This is a genomic window from Mesorhizobium sp. STM 4661 (assembly GCF_000359125.1).
In the GTDB taxonomy this organism is placed as follows: domain Bacteria; phylum Pseudomonadota; class Alphaproteobacteria; order Rhizobiales; family Rhizobiaceae; genus Mesorhizobium.
In genome coordinates, this window is record NZ_CAAF010000082.1 from 194,750 (window position 1) to 217,651 (window position 22,902).

Genomic DNA, 22,902 nt, shown 5'->3' on the forward strand with positions numbered 1-22,902 from the left:
GATGTTGCGGCGATGCATGTGCCGCAATCGGGAAGCAGATCACAATCGCACGAGATTTCTGTCGCTGAGCTGCGCGACAGCGGCGTCGAGCTCATCGGAAATCCGCTGCGGACCCCAATTGCCTGCCCGGCCCGCAATGGCGGCGATCTGCTTCAAATCGCCCATGGTCAGGGAGCCGCCGATAGCGAGCGTCGTGCGCCGCATGACGATATCGGTGAGATGCTCGACGAATTCGTTGCGGACGATGTAGTCGATTTCGGATGTGCCGTAGTCGCTCGCCCCCGGCAGGCGATCTTCATTGCTCCACGGGCTTTGGTGGCGGGCGATCTGCAACGCCTTGGTTCCATAGCGCGACAGAAGCTGGTCGAGACGGCGTTCGTCGGCGCCTGAAGCCGACCTGGCCTCGGCCAGCCAGGCGGCCCGCGCCGCAGCCGCGGTTGGAAAACCCTTGCCGCCGCCGATCGGCATCGATCGCGTGGTAACCTTGCGGCCGCGTCCCAGCCGATTGAGCACCGTGTCGGCAACCTCTTCGGCAAAACCGCGAAACGTCGTCCATTTGCCGCCGACCAGCGAGATGATCGGAAACGGACGCGAAGGGTCCGGCTCGACGACCGGCGCCGAATGGTCACGGCTGATCAAGCCGGGGACCGAGGCGTCGGATGCGGGCAAGGGTCTGATGCCGCTATAGGCGTAGACGATCTGGTCGCGTCCGAAGGTCATGCCCGGCATCAGCGCACGCACGCTTTCGAGCAGATAGTCGATCTCTTGCGGTTCGCAGCGCACCGTGTCGGGATTGTCGGCCTGGATGTCGGTCGAGCCGACCAGTGCCAGACCGAGATAGTCGTAGACAAGGCAGATGCGGCCGTCATCGGCTTCGAAGTAGAGCATGCGGCCCGCCAGGCTTCGCACCAGCTCGTCATGCTTCAACAGGATGTGCGAGCCCTTGGTGCCGCCGATCATTTTCGACGGCGCGCCGAGCAAGGCGTTGACATCGTCGATCCACGGGCCGGCGGCGTTGACGACCAGTTTCGGCCGCACCGAAAACACGCCGCCATCCTCGGACCGGCCCTCGTCTTCTGACTGGCCCCCGACTTTTGACTGGCCCCGGTCTTTTGACTGGAAAGTCAGCACCCCGCCGGACGACGAAATCAGCGCCGTGTAGTTGGCGGCCGCGGCGAGCATATTTGCCGCCAATCCGTCGGTGATCAGCTCGAGCACCAGCCTTTCGGGATGACTGATCTTGGCGTCGTAGTAGGTGCCGGTGGCGACGATCGACCTGGTCAGCGCCGGCATGTCGCGCAGCGCCCGCCGCCTTCCGACCAGCCGGTGGCGCGGCATCACCCTGTGCCGCGACCCGTAAAAATCGTAGATCGCCAGACCGATCTTGATGAGGATGGCGCCACGGCTGCGCGGCGCGCTGGTCGAGCCCAGCAGCGTGCGCAGCGCCGCCCACATGCCTTTGCTCCAGGAAAAGATCGGGATGACCGTCGGCAGCGGGCTGACATAGTGCGGCGCGTTCTTCAGCAAGAGATTGCGCTCCAGCGTCGACTGCGCCACCAGTCCGAACTCGCCCGTTTCGAGATATTTGAGACCACCATGGATCAGCCGCGAGGGCGCTGCACTGGTGCCCGATCCGAAATCGCCCTTGTCGACGATCAGGCAGCTGACGCCTTGCGCGCACAGATCGCGAAACAGGCCGGCGCCATTGATGCCGGCGCCAAGAATGACGACGTCGACGTCGCCCGTTCTGGCCATGGCGGCGATGCGCCCAGTGTGGTTCGGTACGGAGTGGTCCGGTACAGCGGAGTACGACAGGCCGGCGGCGTCGGCAGGATTCATGGCCGCGCCATGTTGACGACGCGCAGTTTTACGCCGGCCTGTTCGAGCTTTTGCGCCTGCGCGTCGCTTATGCCGTCCGTCGTCAGCACCGCGTCGAAGCGGGTCAGATCGTCGAAGACATGCAGGGCGACCTTGTCGAACTTGGAATGGTCGACGGCAAGAATGCGTTTGGTCGACGCGGCAAACATCGCTTGCTTGACGCGCACCACATGCTGATCCTGGATGAACGCGGTGGTGCCTGAGATCGCCGAAGCCGAGCAGATCAAAAGATTGGCGCGCAGTTGCGCCACGGCATTCTCGCAGACGATGCCGATATAGGCATTGTAGGTGCGGTGGTACTGACCACCGAGACAGATGAAATCGATGTCGTCGACATTGGTCAGCAGCGCCGCGGTCGCCACGCTGTTGGTGATGACGGTCAATGGCTTGATGTCGAGCAGCAGCGGCGCGATCGCGTTCGCCGTCGTCGAATCGTCCAGCATGACCGACTGGCCGGCTTCGATATAGTCCAGCGCCGCATGCGCCAGCGCGTCCTTCTCCGCCCTGCCGACCGTCACCCGGTAGCGGAAAGCGCTTTCATAGAGGCCGGAAGGCTGCACGGTCACGGCGCCATGCAGCTTGCGCAGCACGCCTTGATGCGCCAACTGGTCGATGTGTCGGTGGATGGTCATGCGCGACACGCCGAAATGCTCGACCAGATCGTCGATGCGTACCTGGCCGAGCTTGATCACATAATCGGCGATCTCCTCGCGCCGTTCGTCGGCCTTGATCATGCAGTTCCCCCAATGTCTTGCCCCGCCAGTCTTTCGATCTCGGGCCATAGCGGCTTGAGCGATTCGGCAATGCGGCAGTAAAGAGAAAACCGGTCCTCGAAAACAGCGCTGCGCGCCTTGTCGGGCAGATATTCGCGGCTCACCTTGCTGACGGCCCGCGCCCCCTGTTGCGGCGAGGCAAACAGGCCAACCGCGGCGCCGGCACAAAGGGCTGCGCCGAAGGCCGCCGCCTCGTCGGTCGAGGTGACGATGACCGGCACGTCGAGCACATCGGCAAACATCTGCGCTAAGGCCGGATTGCGCGAGCCGCCGCCGGTAAGCCGCACCTCGCGAACGGCAAAGCCGTCGCGCAGCGCTTCGACATGCGTGCGGTGATTGAACACGATGCCTTCCAGCACCGCCTTCAGCATGTCGCCACGATCGTGCCAGCCATGCAGGCCGAGAAAGCTGGCACTGGCGGCATTGCCGTAGGGCGAACCGAACAGATAAGGATGGAAGAAGATGGTCGAAGGCTTGCCGAGTGCTGCGTCGATCTCTGCCGCCAGCATCTCGTGGATCGAGCCGCCGGTCCTTTTGGTTTCGTCCTGTTCCGAGCGGCAGAGCGTGTCGAGGAACCAGTCGTAATTCGCCGTCGAGGCCGGTGAGATCGACATGTTGTTCCAACGCCCGCGGTCGATGGCGTTGCGGCAGAACCAGCGCTGGTCGACACGCGGCTCGGCGGAGACGATTTCGTTGATCGAATAAGTGCCGGCGACGATGCTGACCACGCCCTCCTCGTGGCCGCCCATACCAAGCGCCGAGGCCGTGACGTCATGCAGGCCACAAGCGACGGGCGTGCCTTCGGCAAGCCCGGTCAGCGCCGCTGCATCGGCGGTGACGGTGCCCACGATATCGGCCGAATGCGCCACCGGCGGCAAGGCGTCGAACAATGCCTCAAGACCGAAGATGCGCATCGCCTCGGGCGCATAGCTTTGCGTGCGCATATTGGTGAAGGAGGTGCTCGCCTCGGTGAGGTCGGTGCCAATGGTGCCGGTCAAGCAGAAACGCAGCCAGTCCTTGCACGCGAATATGTGAGCTATCCGCTTGAAGCGCTCCGGATCGTGTTCCCGCAACCAGACCAACAACGACGACGGCGAGGAAGCGTGCGGTACCTGGCCCGTCACGGCGAGCGCCTCGGTGAAGACCTGATTTTGCGACCATCTGTCGACGATTTCACCTGCCCGGCTGTCCAACGACAATATGCCGGGACCCAGCGGCCGGCGCTCCCTGTCGAGCAGGTAGACGCCGTCGCCATGCGCGGTCGCCGCCACCGCCTTGATGTCGCTGGCCGGCCTGCCACTCAAGGCAATGGCCTCGCCGATCGCCTCGGCGGTCGCCTGCCAGAGGCCCGCCATGTCGCGTTCGACCCAGCGCGCATGCGGCATCGATTGCGGCACACGTCGCCGCGCCACCGCCAATTGCGAGCCGTCGGCATCGAAGATCACCGCCTTCGTCACCGTCAGGCCGTTGTCGATCCCAAGCAGGCTGGACATGACCCCCTCCGGCTCAGCGCTTGCCGATATGCGTCGCGAACTCGTCCTCGGGCGGGCTAGAGCAAAGGATGTTCACGTTGAACCATCTGCGTGTCGCTGGACATCATGGAAACCATCCCTCGTCGGGCAGCCACCCGGCGACCGCAACACCACTCCTGCCATCCCGCCACAAGAGCAGGATCCTGATGCGCTGCGCTTTGACGCCGGCGGAGAAGGCTGCCGCTTCATCCCTGTCGATGGCGTGGATTCCCTTTTCGTTGCGATGCCCCTGTGAACACAGAGGCGGCGAACAAGCTGCGGCCGAACACAGCGGCGAGAATACCGAGCCAACGGAATCGACCGTACTATGGTGTTAAATTAACGTCAATGTGTGTGATTTTCCGAGGCCGATCCGCAAATATGGCTTATTGGGTCTTTTGCGAACCTTCGACGAGCGGGGTCCGACAGGCTCTTGCAAACAGTCGGCGACTCTTTGCATGTATGGCGGCTGTCAACCAGGGCCTGTCTCGTTAGGGCCTTGGGCACAGCCGGCGAAGGCTGGATCGACGGTTCACCTTGAAAGGCTTGACTGGGCTCGGGCAGGATGGCGCTGGACGTGGAAGATATTGCCGGCCATCCGGCATTGCACCGCTCTGTGCGGGCGCAATCGCAGGCGTTGCTCCAGGCTTACGAAGCCAATCCGCGGCTCGCTTCCGTGTTCGCCACGCAGCAGCGCTGGCTGATGGCCCATGTCGGTCTCGCCCTGCATTTCAGGCTGCAGGCAAATGACGACCGTACAGGACTGACGACCGCACTTTTCATCGACATGATATGCCGGCATTCAGTAGCCAGCCGCAACACCGCCGATGCCTTCATCAAGGAGATGCTGCACTACAAATTCGTCCAGCATCTGCCGAGCAGGGACGGGCGTAGCCGCCCCTTGCTGCCGGCAGCGGCCACACAGGAGGCCGTGGCTGGCTGGGTCATGGCCCATCTTGCGACGCTGGACAGTCTCGACGACGGACGTCGGCTCGCCGCCTTTGCAGCAAGAGCGGACGCTCTTGGCGAATTGCAGCCGCTGGTGGCGGATGGCCTGCTTTCGTCCCATCCGGTGCGCGAACCGAAACAGACCTTTTCCTTGTTCACCTGGCTCAACAATGGCGGCGTCGTCATGGACTGGCTTATGTCAGGCGTAGATCCCAACCATGCCGGGCTCGACCAGATCCCGACCGGCATCGTCTCGATCGCAGAGTTCGCAAATTGGCTGAAGCTTTCCCGGACCCACCTTGCCCGCAAATTGCGCGATGCCGAGCAACTCGGCAGCATCGGCTGGCTGGGTCAGCGGGGCCATTCGGTCATGTGGGTGTCGAACGATTTCTATCAGGAGTACATGACCGCCCAGGCCGTGAAGCTCGCGATCATCGACGCAGCCTTCGAAAACTGTTCCCTGCCAGAGCGTCGGAACCGGACCAGGCTCCCACTTTTGGGCCCGGCGCTTTAGGCCGCTTCAATGGAAACAGCGCAGCTTTCCTATTTCAGGCTGGCATGAGCGAGACACTAGCCGGGCAGCGGGCTGCCCGGCTACACCAAGGAATTGCATTGCCGAATTGGGGGGAAGCATTCATGACATCGACGCCCGTCCGACTGACCGCCGCGCCGCTGCGGACGCAGGACATTGCCGCCATTGCCCGCCGCCACGCACTGGTCGAGGTCTCGCCCGAGGTGGACGCCCTGATCCGCGCCAGCCGCGCGGTGATCGAACGCCATGCGGCGGAGAACCGTCCGGTCTACGGGTTGACCACCGCGCTGGGTGCTGCCGTGGATACGCCGCTGGGCGGGGAGGATCTGATCGCCTATCAGCGGCGGGTTTCCTTTGGTCATGCGGTCGGCTTCGGGCCGGCTTTGCCGCGGGAGGCGGTGCGCGCGATGATGGCGGTGCGGATCGCCGGCATGGCCGCCGGCGGCACCGGCATTTCCCCGGCTGTGTTCGATGGGCTTGTCGCAGCGCTGAACGCCGGCATGCATCCCGTGGTGCCGTCGCTCGGCTCGCTGGGTGCGGCCGATCTCGCGCCGCTCGCCCATATGACGCTGGGCCTGCTTGGCCACGGCCAGGCGGAATATGGCGACGAGACCATGCCGGCGGCCGAGGCACTCGAACGCGCCGGGCTGAAGCCGCTCGACATCCATGCCAAGGACGGCCATGCCATCATCGTCGCCAACAGCCTGTCTGTCGCTCAGGCCTGCCTGGCGCTGGAGGACATCGAGCGGGCTTTCCAGTGGTCGCTCAAAGCTGTCGCGCTGAATTTGGAGGCGTTCCGCGCCAATGTCAGTTCGCTCGACGACTCGGCCATGGCGGCAAGGCCCGCCTTCGGCCAGAGAGCGGTGGCGGCACGGCTGCGTGAGCTGTTGTCGGGCAGCACGCTATTCACGGAAGGCGCCGCCCGGCGGATCCAGGATCCGCTGAGCTATCGCTGCGTGCCGCAGGTCTGGGGCGCGCTTCTCCATGCGATCGACGAGGCCAGAGCCGCGACCGAAATCGAATTGGCCAGTTCTGGAGACAATCCGGTCGTCCTGGCCGAGGAGGACCGGATCGTCTCGCATGGCAATTTCGACATGACCGCTTTCGTCCTGTCCTGGGAGCGGCTCGGCCAGGCGTTGGCTCATGCGGCGGCGGGCATTGCCAACCGGACGATCAAACTCATGTCCCCTGCGGTAGCGGGCCTGCCGCGTTTCCTGGCGGCAAACGGCCAGAACCGCATGGGCTTTGCAATTTTACAGAAACCTGTTTCAGCGATGGAAGCTGAAATCCGCTTTCTCGCCAACCCGATCTCTTTGACCCCGATCGCGGTTTCGGACTGGGTCGAGGATCAGTCGTCGATGGCGCCAGCTGTCATCGCCAAGGTGAACCAGATCATCGAACGGTTCCGCTACCTCGTCGCCATGGAACTCATCTCTTCGGCCTACGCCGCGGAAATCCGGGGTGTAGCGGACAAATTGGGCCGCGGTGCCGACCAGGCCTACAGGACGGTGCGCGATCGGGTTGCGCCTCTCGAGGAGGACCGGGAATTGGGCTGCGATGTCGCCAGCATCGCCGCCATGATCGCGCAATCCGGTCCTCAGTCGATGTCGAAGGACACACCCTGCGCAAGCGGCAGCGCCTTGGAATAGTTCACCGTGTTGGTGGCGCGGCGCATATAGGCCTTCCAGGCATCGGAGCCCGACTCGCGGCCGCCGCCGGTTTCCTTCTCGCCGCCGAAGGCGCCGCCGATCTCGGCGCCCGACGTGCCGATATTGACGTTGGCGATGCCGCAGTCCGAACCGTCGACGCCGAGGAAGCGCTCGGATTCCTGCAGATCGCGGGTGAAGATCGACGACGACAGGCCGGCGCCGACCGCATTATGCTCATCGAGCACGGCGTCGAAGTCCGAATATTTCATCACATAGAGGATCGGCGCAAAGGTCTCTTCGGTCACCGGCGAGACCTGCTTCGGCATTTCGACCAATGCAGGATGCACATAATAGGCGTCGGGATGGCCGTTCTCGACCCGCGTGCCGCCGGTCACCTTGCCGCCATGAGCGGCGGCTTCCTTCAACGCCTTCTGCATGCTGTCGAAGGCAGCCTTGTCGATCAGCGGACCGACCAGCGAAGAAGTCTCCAAGGGGTTGCCGACCGAAACGCTTTCGTAGGCCTTCTTGAGGCGCGGCACCAAGGCGTCATAGACGCTGTCATGCACGAACAGGCGCCGAAGCGTCGTGCAGCGCTGGCCAGCCGTGCCCATGGCGCCGAAGGCGATGGCGCGCAAGGCCATGTCGAGATCGGCCGTCGGGCAGACGATACCGGCATTGTTGCCGCCGAGTTCCAGCACGGCGCGCGCGAAGCGCTTCGCCAGCCGCGGACCGACATCCCTGCCCATGCGGGTCGAGCCGGTGGCCGAAACCAGCGGCACCTTGGGATGATCGACCAGGATTTCGCCGACGGCGCGGTCGCCAATCAGCACCGGCGCCAGGCCTTCTGGAGCATCGCCGAAGCGCTTGGCCGCGCGCTTGAAGATCGCCGCGCAGGCAAGCGCCGTCAGCGGCGTCTTTTCCGATGGCTTCCACACCACGGCGTCGCCGCAGACCAGCGCAAGTGCCGCGTTCCACGACCAAACCGCGACCGGGAAGTTGAAGGCCGAGATGACGCCGACGACGCCCAGCGGGTGCCAGGTCTCCATCATGCGATGTCCTGGGCGTTCGGTGGCGATGGTCAGGCCGTAGAGCTGGCGGGAAAGGCCGACGGCGAAATCGCAGATGTCGATCATCTCCTGCACTTCGCCGAGGCCTTCGGAAGGGATTTTTCCGACCTCGATCGACACCAGCCGGCCGAGCTCGGCCTTGTGCGCGCGCAATTCCTCGCCGAGCAGCCGCACCAGCTCGCCGCGCTTCGGTCCTGGAACCAGCCGCCAGGTCTGGAAAGCCTTGTGCGCGGCATCGATGGTCTTTGCCGCATCGGCCGGCGAAATCGTCTTCAGCGCCGCGATCTGCTCGCCCGTCACCGGGCTGCGCACGACAAGGTCGCCGCCCGAAAGCGCGTCCTTGGCGACTCCCAGTTTCTCCAGAAGCCCGGCCGTTTCCTTCGCAATCGTCATTTTTGTCCCTTTCAGACCCGTCGCCCACAGGACGGATGTCAAAGCCTTGCGCGATGCACCATCGGGCACATCAGGCGCTGTCATGGCGTCGCATTACTCGTTTCAGGGAAAAATCGCCACCCCGGCATGGTCCAAGCCCAGGCTGCGCGATTGAGCCAGACGGGTGAAGTGTTTCAATGCGCCGTCTTCGCAGTGGCCTTAGCGGCGCCTTCCTTCATCAGCCGGTCGATATGCATGCGGATATGCGCAGCCTCGGCGGTCGTGTTGGCAAGCGCGATGGCGCGGTCGAAGGCGGTGCGTGCCTCGTCGCCGCGGCCAAGCTGCATCAACAGGCCGCCCTTGAGGCCGAAGAAGTGGAAATAGCCGGAGAGCCTTTGTTCCAGCGGCTCGATCATGGCAAGTGCTGCTTCCGGCCCGAGCACCTTGGCGACCGCGACGGCGCGATTGAGCGTCACCACCGGCGACGGCTGCATCTGCTCGAGCAGGCCGTAGAGCAGGTCGATCTCGGTCCAGTCGGTATCCTCTGGTTTTTCGGCCCGCGCATGCAGCGCGGCGATCGCCGCCTGTACCTGATAGGGGCCGGGCTTCTGGTGGCGCAGCGCCTTGTCGACCAGCGCCAGGCCCTCGTCGATCATCTTGCGGCTCCACAGGCCGCGGTCCTGGTCCTCAAGCAGCACGATCTCGCCATTCTCGTCGAAACGCGCCGGCGCACGCGCATGCTGGAGCAGCAGCAGCGCCGTCAGGCCCATGATCTCCGGTTCGGTCTGGAACAGCCGCAGAAGCAGCCTTGCCAGCCGGATCGCCTCTTCGCACAGCGGCGCGCGGGCCGGCGCTTCGCCGCTATTGGTCGAATAGCCTTCGTTGAAGATCAGATAGACCATGGCGGCGACCGCGGCGAGCCGTTCCGAGCGCTCGACCGCACCGGGTGTCTCGAACGGCACGCCGGCATCGGCGATGCGCGCCTTGGCGCGGGTGATGCGCTGCTCCATGGCGCTTTCGCCGACGAGGAAGGCGCGGGCGATCTGCTTGACGGTCAGGCCGGAGACGATGCGCAACGCCACCGCGATCTGCTGCGTCGCCGGCAGGTCGGGATGGCAGCAGATGAACAGCAGCCGCAAGATGTCGTCGCGGTAATGCGCGCCGTCCAGCCGCTCGGCGATATCGGTCTCGGCATCCTCAAGGTCGGAAATCTGGTCTTCCTCCGGCAGCGGCGCCTGCTTGGCGCGCTTGCGCACCGCGTCGATGCCGCTGTTGCGGCCGACAAAGATCAGCCAGGCCACCGGATCGCGCGGCGGGCCGTTCTTCGGCCAGTTGTTCAGCGCTCTCAGGCAAGCGTCCTGAAAGGCTTCCTCCGCCGCATCGAGATCGCGAAAGTAGCGCAGCAACGCTCCCATCGCCTGCGGGCGGGCGGTGCTGATCGCCGTGCTGATCCAGGCAAGTTCTGTCATGCGGAACCCCCGGTGGGATTGAAGACGGAAACCGGCCGTATCTCGTAGGAGCCGCCGCTTGGATTGACCTCGGAAAGCTCGCGGGCGAAATCAACCGCCTCGTCGAGATCGGCGCATTCGAGCGTGTAGAAGCCGAGGAACTGTTCCTTGGTTTCGGCGAACGGACCGTCGATGACGACCGCTTCGCCCTTGACCTTTCTCAGCGTTGTCGCCGCCGTCGTCGGCAACAGCCGCGCCACTGGGCCAAGCCGGCCGGCTTTGGCGTATTTTTCCTGCACACCCAGAAGTTTCGTCATGACCTCGTCATCCTGTTCCTTGCTCCAGGAGCAGACGACGTCTTCCGAGGCGTAGCAGAGGATAGCGTAGAGCATGGGATGTCCTTTTCTCGTTCAAAGGACGAAACACTAGGACTGATCCCGACAGTGCGTCGATAAAAAAATCGCCTTGCGATGGACACGCAAGCCGGCGACAGCCCGAACCTTGCGTCAGCCCTCCCGCGCCCTCAGCCATCTCAGGACGAGCGCTTCCTCATCGTCGAGGCCGGGTATCGAACGCTTTCGCTTGTTCGCCTCCGCCATTTCGCCGAGCAGCCGGCCTTCGGACCAGGCGTCGAAGACTTGTGGGTGGATGTAGCATTTGCGGCAGACGGCGCGCGTATTGCCGAGCCGCTCGGCCACCTTGTCGACGACGCCGTTGATCACCCGCCTCTGCTGCGCCTGGCTTTCAGGGCGCTCCGTCTGCGCAAACAGCGACGCGGCATGTATGGTGCCGCCCCAGGTCCGGAAATGCTTGGAACTGAAAACGGTCCCGGCCGCATTCCTGATATAGCGGTTGACGTCGTCGGAGCGAACCGGGCGTCGGTTTCCATCCTCGTCGAGATACTGGAACAGCTTCTGGCCCGGTAGATCCTGCGCGCCACGCACGATCCTGGCGATCCGGCGATCGACAAGCTTCAGCTTCCACTCCTTGCCGGATTTGCCCTTGAAAGCAAACCGCAGGCTCGAGCCCTTGATGTCGACATGGCGGTCGCGCAACGTGGTCAGCCCAAAACTCTTGTTGTCGCGGGCATAGGCGGCATTGCCGACGCGGATCATCGTGTTGTCGAGCAGCCATACCACGGCAGCGACGACGCGTTCCAACGGCAGGCCGCGACGACGCAGATCGGCATCGATCCGGCGACGAAGCTCAGGCAGGTTTTCGGCAAAGGCGACGAGGCTCGAATATTTGGCCCCATCGCGCTCCTCAGCCCATAGCGCATGGTAGCGATACTGCTTGCGCCCACGCAGGTCTCTTCCCGTCGCCTGGATGTGGCCATCGGCGTCGGGCGAAATCCACACATCCGTCCAGGCCGGCGGGATGGCGAGCGCCTTGATGCGCGCAAGGGTGTCATCGCTCGAGGCCCGGCCATTTGGCGCTTTGTAGGAAAATCCCTTGCCTGCCCTCAGACGGCGGATACCGGGCTCGGTGTCGACAACATAGGTCAGCGAGGCTTGATCGGCCGAGGCCTGCGCGCCGTTCTTCTGCACCCCAGTGCTCGATGCCGCTTCACTGGCGGCCAATCGGCCGGACGGCGACCCGGATTTGTCCAGCATGTCCTCTCCATGGAAATTTTCCCATAGATAAGCGCCGGACCGGCCGCTGGTTCCGGCATGGCTCCTGGAATGCTGTCAGGCCTTCTCGAGCGCGACAGGGATAACGTCGACGGCTTGCTCGCCGACCTGTCCGCCTGTCGTCTTCAGGACGCCGACGATCGGCGCCACATCCGAATAGTCGCGGCCATAGCCGACGGTGATGTGGTCGTTGCTGGCCCGCATGCCGTTGGTCGGATCGAACTCCTGCCAGCCGGCATCGCGCCCGCACCATACCTTTACCCAGGCATGCATGGCATCGGCGCCTTCGAGCCGCGGCTTGCCCTTGGGCGGAATGGTGCGCAGGAAGCCGCTGACATAGCCGGCGGGAATGCCGAGACCCCTAAGGCCAGCGATCATGATATGCGAAAAGTCCTGGCAGACCCCCCGCTTCAGGCCGAAAGCGTCGCTGGCCCGGGTGCGCACCGTGGTCGCCTCGCCGTCATAGGTAAAATCGTGGTGGATGCGGTTGCACAGGTCCATCGCCGTGCTGACGGCCGAACTGCTCGCACTGCCGCGCGCATAAGCCGTGATATCAGCGTCGATGCCCGCGTGATCGCTGGCGGCCAGAAAATGATGCGGTGTATCAGGCGAGAGCGATCGCACCGCATCGACTTCCTCTCTCAGCCGGCGAATATCGGGCGACACGTCCAGCCCGATCTCCGGCCGCGAGACCGAAACCCGCGCGCTCATCCTGATGTCGAGCGCATCATGCACGTCGCGAAAGGCGATCGAGGTGACGCTGTTGCCGAAGAAATCGGAAAAGTCCGAGCGCTCGCCCGGCGCCGGCGTAAACGACAGTGAAGCGGCGATCACGCGCTGCACGCCTGATATCGTCGACGGCAGCACGCGTACCTGATGGCGGCCGCCGCCGGCAGCCGCGTCGTAATCGTAACTGAGATGAAGCCTGATGTCGTAGAGCATGCCTTACCCGAAATAGGCTTTGGCGAGGCTGTTGTAGAGACCGCCTATCTCATTGGCGAGATCGTCGAGCGCCTTTGCCGTCATGTCCGAGGGCTCCTTGATGGCGATTGCCGTGTTGAGCTGCAATATCTCTTTCGCCGCCAGCGACATATGCCCCTCGCCGCCGACCGCAGGCAGCAGCGCGATTTCGGCCTTCAGCCGCTCGAGCTGGAACAGGATCGAACGTGGGTTGAGCGGATCAAGCACCAGGAGATCGATCACCGTGCGCCGGCCGGCCTGTACCGGGTACTGCCGCCGGTGGGTCATGACGCTGTCGCCGATCTCCAGCATCATGTCGAGCGCGCCGTCCGGCGCCGCCGCCCTGGTCAGCCGGGCAAGCGTGCGGGCGATCTGGATGCCGCGTTCCAGGCGCCTGCCGATCTCCAGGAAACGCCAGCCGGTGAAGCGATACATATTCTCATGCAGCAGGCCGGAAAACCCCGCGAGCTTGCGCAGCATGACCGTCATCGCCCGCGTCGCATCGTCGCCCGGCGCCACCGTCTCCGCGAACTGGTGAATGGTCTTCGACAGATCCTTCAGCGCCAGCCAGCCGTCGGGCGAGAAGCGGTCGCGGATTTGCCCGGCGCTGTAGACCGCGCTGTCCAGCGTGGAGATCAGCCCCGACGGGATCGCCGATTGAACGTCGATGCCGAAAGGTTCGAGATAGTCCCTGACATCGGCAAGCAAGGGCATGTCCGGATCGGAGGTCTCCGCCAGCCGCACATGATAGGCGCGCAGGATGCGCACCGTGTCTTCCGACCGTTCGATATAGCGGCCGAGCCATGTCAGGTTTTCCGCCGAGCGGCTGGGCAGGCTGCCCGGCAGGGTGCGGGTGAAGCTGTCGTGCTCCTGCGGCAGCAGCGTCTCGCGCTCGACAGGCCTGTCGCTGATCACCCACACATCCGCCGCCTGGCCGCCGCGCTGCATGGCGATGGCCGTCGGATCAAGTGAGAAGCCGACCCGGGCAAAGCCGCCCGGCATCACCGTCCAGCCTTCCGGCGTGCGCGCCAGATAGACACGCAGGCTTGCCGGACGTGGCTCCAGCCAGCCGCCGACATAGACCGGCGTGGTCGAAAGCGTCACCGCTTCCTGGCCGACGAAGTCGCCGCCGTCCCGTTCGATCCGCGCGATCAGCTCGGTCCGTTCCTCCTCAGACAGTGCCGAGCCCAGTTTGGTGCAATCGTCGTCCTCAAAGGCAAGCCGCGTCGACAGCGCCGGCCCAATCACCATGCGATCGAGATTGGCCAGCACATGTTCGCGCTCCCTCTCCCGCCCGCACCACCATGTCGCGACGCTCGGCAGCAGAAGCTCCTCGCCCCGCAATTCGCGCGCAATCTTCGGCAGGAAGGCGAACAGCGCCCGCGTTTCCATCAGACCGGAGCCGAGCGCGTTGACAGCTGAAACGGCTCCCCGGCGGATCGCTTCGACCAGCCCGGGTGTGCCGATCTGCGAATCCGGCCGCAATTCGAGCGGATCGGCGAAGGCGGCGTCGAGCCGCCGCCACAGCACGCTGACCGGCATCAGGCCTGAAACGGTGCGCACCATCAGCCTGCCGCCGGAGACGGTCAGGTCTCCGCCTTCAAGCAGCATGATGCCGAGATAGCGCGCGATATAGGCGTGTTCGTAGTAGGTTTCGTTGAGCGGTCCCGGCGTCAAGATGGCGACACGGCCGCCGGTCTCCTTGGCCATGCCATTCAGCGCGTCGCGGAAGCGGCGGAAGAAGCCGGCCAGGCGGTGCACATGCATCTCGCCATAGATGTCGGACAGCGCCCGCGTGGTGGCGACACGGTTTTCCAGCGCGAAGCCTGCGCCCGATGGCGCCTGCGTGCGGTCGCCCAGCACCCACCAACGGCCGTCCGGACCGCGGCCGAGCTCGAAGGCGCAGAAATGCAGGAAATGGCCGCTGGCAGGCCTGACGCCGACGACCGGCCGCAAATATTCCGGGCTCGCCGCTATCAGTCCCGCCGGCAGGATGCCTTTCTCGACCAACCGGTTCGGTCCATAGATGTCGGCGATCGTTTCCTCGAACAGCTCGGCCCGCTGAACGAGGCCGGCACTGATCGCGGCCCATTCCTGCTCCTCGATCAGCAGCGGAACATGCGCCAGCGGCCATTCCCGCTCATTGGCGCCGGCCTTGTCGTAGACGCGGTAATAGACGCCGGCGTCGCGCAGATACTGGTCGGCGCGGGCGAAGCGCTGGGCGAGCTTTTCCGGCCCCAGTTCTTCCAGCGCCTCGATGAAGGCCTTCCAGACCGGGCGGGGGTTGCCCGATGCATCGACCATCTCGTCGACGACGCCGTCGATCGGCTGGTAGTGTTCCAGCAGACTGTGGACCAGCGGCTTGCCGCGTATCTTTTTCTGATTCCCCTTTGCCATGGCTGATCAGAGTCTTGCGGGTCGCCTGAGGTCAAGGGTCATCGGGAAATCTTCCGCGGCTTCTTCGTCGCGCAACACATAGGCTGACGGCGTATGGCCGCGCGGCTCGAAACGGGCAAGCCGCCGCGCCGCCGCTTCGTTGCCATTGACCGGGAAAGTGTCGTAATTGCGCCCACCGGGATGCGCGACATGGTAGACGCAGCCGCCGACCGCCCGGCCCGACCAGCGATCGTAGATGTCGAAGACCAGCGGCGTGTTGACCGGCAGCGCCGGATGCAGGCCCGATGCCGGCTGCCAGGCCTTGAAGCGGACGCCCGCCACCGCGATCTCCCTGTTGTCGGTGACTTTCAGCGGCACGATGCGGCCGTTGCAGACGATGGCGTGGCGTTCCGGGTTGAGACCTTCGGTCTTCACCTGCAGCCGCTCGACCGAGGAATCGACGAAGCGCACGGTACCGCCGATCGCGCCCTGTTCACCCATGACGTGCCACGGCTCCAGCGCCTGCCGCAGCTCCAGCTTGATGCCGGCATGCTGGACCTCGCCGCAGAACGGAAAGCGGAATTCGAGCTGCGCGTCGAACCATTCGGGGCGAAACTCGAAGCCGTTCAGCTTGAGGTCGTCGAGCACGTCGAGAAAGTCGGCCCAGACGTAGTGCGGCAGCATGAAACGGTCATGCAGCGAGGTGCCCCAGCGCACGAAACGACCGTCGAGCGGGTTCTTCCAGGTACGCGCAATGATGGCGCGCACCAGCAATTGCTGCGCCAGTGACATGCGCGCATTGGGCGGCATCTCGAAGCCGCGGAACTCGACCAGCCCCAGCCGTCCGGTCGGCCCGTCCGGCGAAAACAATTTGTCGATGCAGATTTCCGAGCGGTGCGTATTCCCTGTCACGTCGGTCAGAAGGTTACGGAACAGCCGGTCGACCAGCCACGGCAACGGCGCGCTGCCGCTGTCCGGATGCGGCACCTGCGCCATCGCGATTTCGAGCTCGTAGAGCGAATCGTGGCGCGCCTCGTCGAAGCGCGGCGCCTGGCTGGTCGGACCGATGAACAGGCCCGAGAACAGATAGGACAGCGACGGATGCCGCTGCCATTGCAGCACCAGGCTCTTCAAGAGATCCGGACGGCGCAGGAACGGGCTGTCATCGGGCGTCGCCCCGCCGACGACGACATGATTGCCGCCGCCGGTGCCGGTGTGACGGCCATCGATCATGAACTTGTCGGCGCCGAGCCGCGTTTGCCGCGCCTCCTCGTAGATTGCCGTGGTCGTCGCCACGCAATCCTGCCAGTTGGCGGCCGGATGGATATTGACCTCGATGACGCCAGGATCGGGCGCCACCCGGATGACGTTGAGGCGCGGATCGTGCGGCGGGCCATAGCCTTCGATATGCACCGGCACCCCGATCGCCCTTGCCGCGTTCTCCGCCGCCGCGACGAGTTCGAGATAATCCTCCAATGCCTCGACCGGCGGCATGAACACGCAAAGCCGCCCGTCGCGCGGCTCGACCGAAAGCGCGGTGCGCACCGCGCCGCCGATCTCGGTGATCTCCTGCTCGACGCGATCCTGCTGACCAGTCGTAGCCGTGAACGACGCAGCCTGCTGGCGGCGCGCCATTTCGTCGGCGCCTTCCAGTTCGGCCGGTGCCGCTGCGGGCAAGATAGCCTCGCGTGCCGGCAGCGGACCGCGCGGCAGCGACGGGTCGACCGGCACGATGTAGGGAAACTGCGCCGGCGGCACATAGGGCAGCGTGCCGAGCGGCAAGCGATAGCCGACCGGTGAATCGCCCGGCACCAGGAACAGCCGGCCGCGCCGCGTCTTCCATTTCTCCGACCGCCAGCGTGGCCCCAATGCCTGGCTGTTCCAGCGCTGGACCGGCAGCACATAGCCCGACGGCTTGGTCAGGCCGCGTTCGAACACCTTCGCCATCCGGCTGCGTTCCTCGGGATCCTCCAGCTTCGAATTGGACGGATCGACATTGTCGGGCAGCTTGCCTTCCTTGAGCAGCCACTCTGCCGGATCCTCATAGGCTTCGCTGACCATGGTCTTGTCGATACCGAGCTCGCCGGCGATCGCCGTCAGCAGGCTTTCCGCCTGCTTCGGTCCGACATCCGCCTCGCTCTTTTCCCGCGCAATCAGCGACGGGTCGCTCCACACCGGCTCGCCATCGGCGCGCCAGTAGAGCGAGAAGGTCCAGCGCGGCAGGCTCTCGCCCGGATACCATTTGCCCTGGCCGTAATGCAGGAAGCCGCCCGGCGCGAAACGTTCGCGCAGTTTTCTGATCAGCGCGTCGGCCTTTTCGCGTTTGGTCGGGCCGACGGCGGCGGTGTTCCATTCGTCCGCCTCGAAATCGTCGATCGACACGAAGGTCGGCTCCCCGCCCATCGTCAATCGCACATCGCCTGCCTCAAGCGCGGCATCGACCTTGTTGCCGAGCGCATCGAGCGCCAGCCAGCTTTCATCGGAGAACGGTTTGGTGATGCGCGGGTGCTCGGCGATGCGGTCGACCCGCATGTCGAAGCCGAACTCGACATTGGCGAAGCTGGCCATGCCGGAAATGGGTGCGGCGTTGCGGAAATGCGGCGTCGCCGCCAGTGGCACATGGCTTTCGCCGGTGAGCAGGCCGGAGGTCGGATCGAAGCCGATCCAGCCGGCGCCTGGAAGATAGACCTCGCACCAGGCATGCAGATCGGTGAAGTCGATCGCCGTGCCCGGCGGTCCGTCGAGCGCGACGAGGTCGGGCTTGAGCTGAATCAGATAGCCGGAGACGAAGCGCGCGGCGATGCCGAGATTCCTGAGGATCTGCACCAGCAGCCAGCTCGAGTCGCGGCATGAGCCTTTCCTGGCAGCAAGCGTCTCCTCCGGCGAGAAGACGCCGGTTTCCATGCGCACGATATAGGCGATCTCGCGCTGCAGCCGCGCATTGAGGTCGACGACGAAATCGACCGTGTTCCTCGGGCTGCGGTCGATAGTAGCGAGAAAGGACGACAGCAAGGGGCCAGCCGGCTCCGGCGTCCGGTAAATGGCGAGATCGTCGCTGATCTCTTCCGGGTACTCGAACGGAAAGGTCTCGGCCGACGGCTCGACGAAGAAGTCGAACGGATTGTAGACGGTCATGTCGGCGACGAGGTCGACCTCGATCTTCAGCTCCGTCACCGGCTCCGGGAAAACGAAGCGGGCAAGGAAGTTGCCATACGGGTCCTGCTGCAGGTTGACGAAGTGGTTTGCCGGCTCGACCTTCAGCGAGTGGCTGAGCACCTTGGTGCGGGAATGCGGCGCCGGCTGCAGCCTGATGACCTGGGGACCAAGCACCACCGGCCGGTCGTATTTGTAATGGGTCAGGTGATAGACGGCGGCCAGAATTGCCATGGTGCCCCGGAAGTCGGCGTTTCAAAATGAATTCGCCGAACCCTGACACGAATGCCGGCCATTCTCCAAGCAGAGATGTTGCGCTGCACCTAATTTAAGCAGCGCCGAACGGTCCAACGCCGTTTAGAAGAACGCCTGCAACCCGGTCTGTGCCCTGCCCAGGATCAGCGCATGCACGTCATGAGTGCCTTCGTAGGTATTCACAGTCTCCAGGTTCTGCGCGTGGCGCATGACGTGATAGCCGATCTGGATGCCGTTGCCGCCATGCATGTCGCGGGCCTGGCGGGCAATGTCGAGCGCCTTGCCGCAATTGTTGCGCTTGACGATCGAGATCATCTCCGGCGCCATCTTGCCTTCGTCCATCAGCCGCCCGACCCTGAGCGAGCCCTGCAAGCCCAACGCGATCTCGGTCTGCATGTCGGCGAGCTTCTTCTGGAACAACTGCGTGCCGGCCAGCGGCTTGCCGAACTGCTTGCGGTCGAGGCCATATTGCCGCGCCCGATGCCAGCAATCCTCGGCCGCGCCCATCGCGCCCCAGGAGATGCCGTAACGCGCCCTATTGAGGCAACCGAACGGTCCTTTCAGGCCGGAGACGTTGGGTAATAGCGCGTCCTCGCCGACCTCGACGCCTTCCATCACCACCTCGCCGGTGATCGACGCACGCAACGACAGCTTGCCGCCGATCTTCGGCGCCGACAGCCCCTTCATGCCCTTTTCCAGCACGAAGCCGCGGATCTCATTGTCATGCGCGGCCGATTTCGCCCAGACGACGAACACATCGGCGATCGGCGCGTTGGAAATCCACATCTTCGAACCGGAGATCCTGTAGCCATTCGCGGTCTTCTCGGCCCGGGTCTTCATGCCGCCGGGGTCGGAACCGGCATCCGGCTCGGTCAGTCCAAAGCAGCCGATCCATTCGCCTGAAGCGAGCTTCGGCAGGTATTTCTTGCGCTGCGCCTCCGAGCCATAGGCGTGGATCGGGTACATCACCAGCGACGACTGCACGCTCATCATCGAGCGATAGCCGGAATCGATGCGCTCGACTTCCCGCGCCACCAGCCCGTAAGTGACATAGTTGGCGCCAAGCCCGCCATATTCCTCGGGGATGGTGATGCCGAGCAGGCCGGCCTCGCCCATCTCGCGGAAGATGCCGGCATCGGTCTTTTCCTCGAGATAGGCTTCCTCGATCCTCGGCGCGAGCTTGTCGGCGGCGAACGCCGCCGCGCCATCGCGCACCATGCGCTCGTCCTCCGAAAGCTGATCCTCGATCAGGAAAGGATCGTTCCAGACGAAAACATTCTTCTCGGCGGCCATGGCTCTCGGTCCCCACAACAAAATCTTGAAGTGCCCGGCTTATCGACCCCCGTCTCGAAAAAATCAAACGAAATTGCATCACCGATCAATGAGCGTTAGTAATGGATCATGAGTGTCCAGCGCCGCCTCTTGCCGAACATTGGCGCCCTTGCCGCCTTCGAGGCGGTGGCGCGTCTCGGCTCCTTCACCGCCGCCGCGCGCGAGCTCGATCTGACCCAGGGCGCCGTGAGCCGGCAGATTGCATTGCTGGAAGAACAATTCGGCCGCCGGCTGTTCGACCGCAACAGCCGCAATGTCAGGCTGTCGACGGCTGGCGAGATCTATGCCGAAGCGGTGCGTTCGGCACTTGGCCAGTTGCGCGACGCGGCTCTTGGATTGATGAGCAATCGGCATACTGGCATACTGAACCTGGCCATACTGCCGACTTTCGGCACGCGCTGGCTGATGCCGCTCATTCCCGATTTCGTCGAAAACAATCCTGATATCACCATCAATTTCGTCACCCGCATCGGCCGCTTCGACTTCACCCGCGAGAGGCTTGACGCCGCCATCCATTACGGCTTGCCAGACTGGCCGAATGCCGACTCCACGCTGCTGGTGCGCGAAGAGGTGGCGCCCGTGGCCTCGCCGGAGTTCCTGGCCGGCCGAGCCATTGCCACGCCGGCCGACATCGGGCGCCTGCCGCTGCTGCATATGGCGACGCGCCCCGGCGCCTGGACCGAATGGTTCGAGCATCAGGGCCTGAGCGCGCCGACTGGACCCGGCATGCAATTCGAGCAGTTCGGCACCGCCGCCCAGGCCTGCATGGCCGGGCTCGGCGTCGCTCTGCTGCCGCTGATCCTGATATCGGGCGAGCTACAACGCGGCCAACTCGTGCCGGCGCCGGGCCGGCCGATGCAGAGCCGCAGTGCCTATTATCTGGTCGTGCCATACGACAAACGCGGCCATCCGCCGGTCGCCTCCTTTCGCGACTGGCTGCTCACGCATGTCGCCCAGAAGGACGGGACGGTCTTGGGATGACGACATGCATCAAGATAGAATCCATGTCGCCAAGGACGAAGCGATCTCCGCTCAGCTCTCGAAGTAGCTGGGGTGGTCGAGATCGGCAATGAGCCCGGACTGCTTCGGCTGCCATCCCAGTACGTCGCGGGTCTGCGCGCTCGACGCCGGCCAGTCCATGCTGAAGAAATGCCCGAGAAAGCCGAAATGGCCGGCCGCCTCCTCATGGGTCTTGGCCACGACCGGCAGGTTCAGCCGCCTGCCGATGACCTCGGCGATCTCCCGGCATGGCACGCCCTGCTCGGCGACACCGTGATACCGGGCGCCGCCGGCTCCCTTCTCGAGCGCCAGCCTGAAGAGGCGGGCGGCATCGAGCCGGTGCACCGCCGGCCAGCGGTTGAGGCCGTCGCCGACATAGGCCGAAACCCCCTTTTCGCGCGCGATGCCGATCAGCATCGGAACGAAGCCATGATCGCCGTCGCCGTGCACCGAGGGCGACAGACGCACCGTCGACGCACGCACTCCACGCGCCGCCAGCGCGGCGGCCGTCACCTCCGAAGCACGGGGATAGGAGGTGGAGGGCGGCACAGGCGCGTCGTCCTCGGTCGCCATGCCGCCCTTTGTCAGCAGCGCGAGACCGGAGGTGACGAGTAATGGCCGCTCCGAGCCTTCGAGTACAGCGCCGAGCGCCTCGATGGCGCGCCGGTCCGCCTCGCAATTTTGCGCGAATTTCGAGAAGTCGTGATTGAAGGCTGTGTGGATCACACCGTCAGCCATGGCCGCGCCACTGCGCAGGCTTTCCAAATCTTCGAGATCGCCGCGAAGCGCCTTGGCACCTGCGGCGACAACGGATTTCACGCCCGCATCCGAGCGAGCAAGGCCTGTCACCTGATGGCCCGCTTCAACGAGTTCCCGCACAACGGCGGAGCCGACAAAACCGGTGGCACCGGTAACGAACACACGCATCGCAATGTCTCCTTCGCTCTAGCCGAGAGCCGCATCAGCAGCCCGTTGGCGAAGGGGGATAGGCGATTGAGGAAATACGATCTATGCTGTAAAGTCCGTATTATTTTTGCAATCGTCCGGAACGACTTTTATGGATCCCCTCTCAGACGTGCTGTCGCTGCTGAAGCCGCGCAATTACCTTTCAGCCGGTCTGGATGCGGGCGGGGACTGGGCGATCCAATTCCCTGACCAGCAGGCGGCCATCAAATGCGGTGCGGTGGTGTCCGGCCAATGCTGGCTATCGGTGGAGGGCGTGCCCGACGCGGTGCGCCTGGACACGGGCGACTGCTTCCTGCTGCCGCGCGGGCGGCCCTTTCGTCTCGCCAGCGACTTGAGCCTGCCACCGGTCGCTGCCAGCACTATCTTTTCGCCCGCGCGCACGGGCGGCATCACCTCGCACAATGGCGGCGGCGATTTTCTTCTCGTCAGCAGCCGCTTCGCCCTTGCCGGCGACCATGCCGGCATCCTGCTGCGCATGCTGCCGCCCATCGTGCACATCCGCGGGGAATCCGACCGGTCCGCGCTGCGCTGGCCCGTCGAGCGGATGATGCAGGAACTGCGCGAGCCGCAACCCGGCGGCTTTCTGGTCGTGGAACATCTCGCCCACATGATCCTGATCGAGGCGCTGCGGCTGCATATGGCGGAAGGGTTGCGAGTCGGCTGGCTCTTCGCCCTGGCGGACAGGCAGATGGGTGCTGCGATCAACGCCATGCACGACGATCCGGCGCATGGCTGGACATTGCAGGAACTGGGAGAGCGCGTTGGCATGTCGCGATCGACCTTTGCCCTCAAATTCAAGCAAATGGTCGGCACATCAGCCATGGACTATTTGACGCGCTGGCGAATGCTGCTGGCGGGCGACAGGCTGGCGAATTCCAGCGATCCCGTTTCCGTTGTCGCCTTGTCGCTCGGCTATGAATCCGAAAGCGCTTTCAGCACGGCGTTTAAGCGGGTCATGGGCTGTTCCCCACGGCAATATGGCCGTGGCCGCAATGCCCCCTCCCACGGCCAGGCCGCCAACGCCAATCGGCTCGAACCCATCGCAAGCTGAC

The 22,902-nt window shown here is 64.4% G+C and carries 16 protein-coding genes; 4 read left to right on the forward strand and 12 right to left on the reverse strand.

What is annotated here, in order from left to right:
• Positions 1–39 precede the first annotated feature (39 nt).
• The 3 genes from MESS4_RS28345 to MESS4_RS28355 are packed head-to-tail and all read right to left on the reverse strand — an operon-like array spanning position 40 to position 4,144.
• On the reverse strand, positions 40–1,839 hold the full coding sequence (locus MESS4_RS28345; RefSeq protein WP_006338782.1) for a glycerol-3-phosphate dehydrogenase/oxidase: 1,800 nt from the start codon (positions 1,837–1,839) through the stop codon (positions 40–42).
• The gene (locus MESS4_RS28350; protein WP_006338784.1) at positions 1,836–2,612 is read right to left on the reverse strand and encodes a DeoR/GlpR family DNA-binding transcription regulator; all 777 of its coding nucleotides are present in this window, start codon (positions 2,610–2,612) and stop codon (positions 1,836–1,838) included. Before MESS4_RS28350 ends, MESS4_RS28345 begins: the two co-directional genes overlap by 4 nt.
• Positions 2,609–4,144 carry an FGGY-family carbohydrate kinase gene (locus tag MESS4_RS28355; RefSeq protein WP_006338785.1) on the reverse strand — a complete coding sequence of 512 codons (1,536 nt, stop codon included), beginning with the start codon at positions 4,142–4,144 and terminating at the stop codon, positions 2,609–2,611. Before MESS4_RS28355 ends, MESS4_RS28350 begins: the two co-directional genes overlap by 4 nt.
• 583 nt (positions 4,145–4,727) lie before the next feature.
• On the opposite strand from MESS4_RS28355, the gene MESS4_RS28360 reads away from it, so the two are divergent.
• Together MESS4_RS28360 and hutH are read left to right on the forward strand one after the other, a co-directional pair.
• Positions 4,728–5,624, forward strand: coding sequence for a hypothetical protein (locus MESS4_RS28360; RefSeq protein WP_006338787.1), 897 nt, complete (start codon positions 4,728–4,730; stop codon positions 5,622–5,624).
• Positions 5,625–5,746: 122 nt separating this feature from the next.
• Positions 5,747–7,291 (forward strand): histidine ammonia-lyase, encoded by a 1,545-nt coding sequence (hutH, locus tag MESS4_RS28365; RefSeq protein WP_006338788.1) that lies wholly within the window; start codon positions 5,747–5,749, stop codon positions 7,289–7,291.
• On the opposite strand, the gene MESS4_RS28370 is transcribed toward hutH, so the two are convergent.
• The 8 genes from MESS4_RS28370 to MESS4_RS28405 form a co-directional block, all read right to left on the reverse strand.
• Positions 7,240–8,751, reverse strand: a complete 1,512-nt coding sequence (locus tag MESS4_RS28370) for an aldehyde dehydrogenase family protein (protein ID WP_006338789.1) — start codon at positions 8,749–8,751, stop codon at positions 7,240–7,242. The genes hutH and MESS4_RS28370 overlap by 52 nt on opposite strands.
• 173 nt (positions 8,752–8,924) lie before the next feature.
• Complete coding sequence (locus MESS4_RS28375) at positions 8,925–10,199, reverse strand: RNA polymerase sigma factor (protein ID WP_006338790.1); 1,275 nt, start codon at positions 10,197–10,199, stop codon at positions 8,925–8,927.
• A complete protein-coding gene (locus MESS4_RS28380) occupies positions 10,196–10,570 on the reverse strand; it encodes a YciI family protein (protein WP_006338791.1) in 375 nt (124 codons plus the stop codon). Before MESS4_RS28380 ends, MESS4_RS28375 begins: the two co-directional genes overlap by 4 nt.
• Positions 10,571–10,684: 114 nt before the next feature.
• Positions 10,685–11,791 carry a DNA topoisomerase IB gene (locus tag MESS4_RS28385; protein WP_006338792.1) on the reverse strand — a complete coding sequence of 369 codons (1,107 nt, stop codon included), beginning with the start codon at positions 11,789–11,791 and terminating at the stop codon, positions 10,685–10,687.
• 75 nt (positions 11,792–11,866) lie between these two features.
• The gene (locus MESS4_RS28390) at positions 11,867–12,751 is read right to left on the reverse strand and encodes a transglutaminase family protein (protein WP_006338795.1); all 885 of its coding nucleotides are present in this window, start codon (positions 12,749–12,751) and stop codon (positions 11,867–11,869) included.
• 3 nt (positions 12,752–12,754) lie between these two features.
• Positions 12,755–15,166, reverse strand: coding sequence for a circularly permuted type 2 ATP-grasp protein (locus tag MESS4_RS28395; RefSeq protein ID WP_006338798.1), 2,412 nt, complete (start codon positions 15,164–15,166; stop codon positions 12,755–12,757).
• A 6-nt stretch (positions 15,167–15,172) separates the two neighbouring features.
• Positions 15,173–18,532, reverse strand: a complete 3,360-nt coding sequence (locus MESS4_RS28400; protein ID WP_006338804.1) for a transglutaminase family protein — start codon at positions 18,530–18,532, stop codon at positions 15,173–15,175.
• Between the two features lie 123 nt (positions 18,533–18,655).
• Positions 18,656–19,846 (reverse strand): acyl-CoA dehydrogenase, encoded by a 1,191-nt coding sequence (locus MESS4_RS28405; RefSeq protein WP_006338805.1) that lies wholly within the window; start codon positions 19,844–19,846, stop codon positions 18,656–18,658.
• 108 nt (positions 19,847–19,954) lie between these two features.
• Between MESS4_RS28405 and MESS4_RS28410 the strand changes: the two genes are divergently transcribed.
• On the forward strand, positions 19,955–20,866 hold the full coding sequence (locus MESS4_RS28410) for a LysR family transcriptional regulator (RefSeq protein ID WP_006338807.1): 912 nt from the start codon (positions 19,955–19,957) through the stop codon (positions 20,864–20,866).
• A gap of 51 nt (positions 20,867–20,917) precedes the next feature.
• Here MESS4_RS28410 and MESS4_RS28415 read toward each other — a convergent pair whose 3' ends face one another.
• Complete coding sequence (locus MESS4_RS28415; protein WP_006338808.1) at positions 20,918–21,811, reverse strand: SDR family oxidoreductase; 894 nt, start codon at positions 21,809–21,811, stop codon at positions 20,918–20,920.
• 130 nt (positions 21,812–21,941) lie between these two features.
• Here MESS4_RS28415 and MESS4_RS28420 point away from each other — a divergent pair, with 130 nt between their 5' ends.
• A complete protein-coding gene (locus MESS4_RS28420; RefSeq protein WP_006338809.1) occupies positions 21,942–22,901 on the forward strand; it encodes an AraC family transcriptional regulator in 960 nt (319 codons plus the stop codon).
• Position 22,902 lies beyond the last annotated feature (1 nt).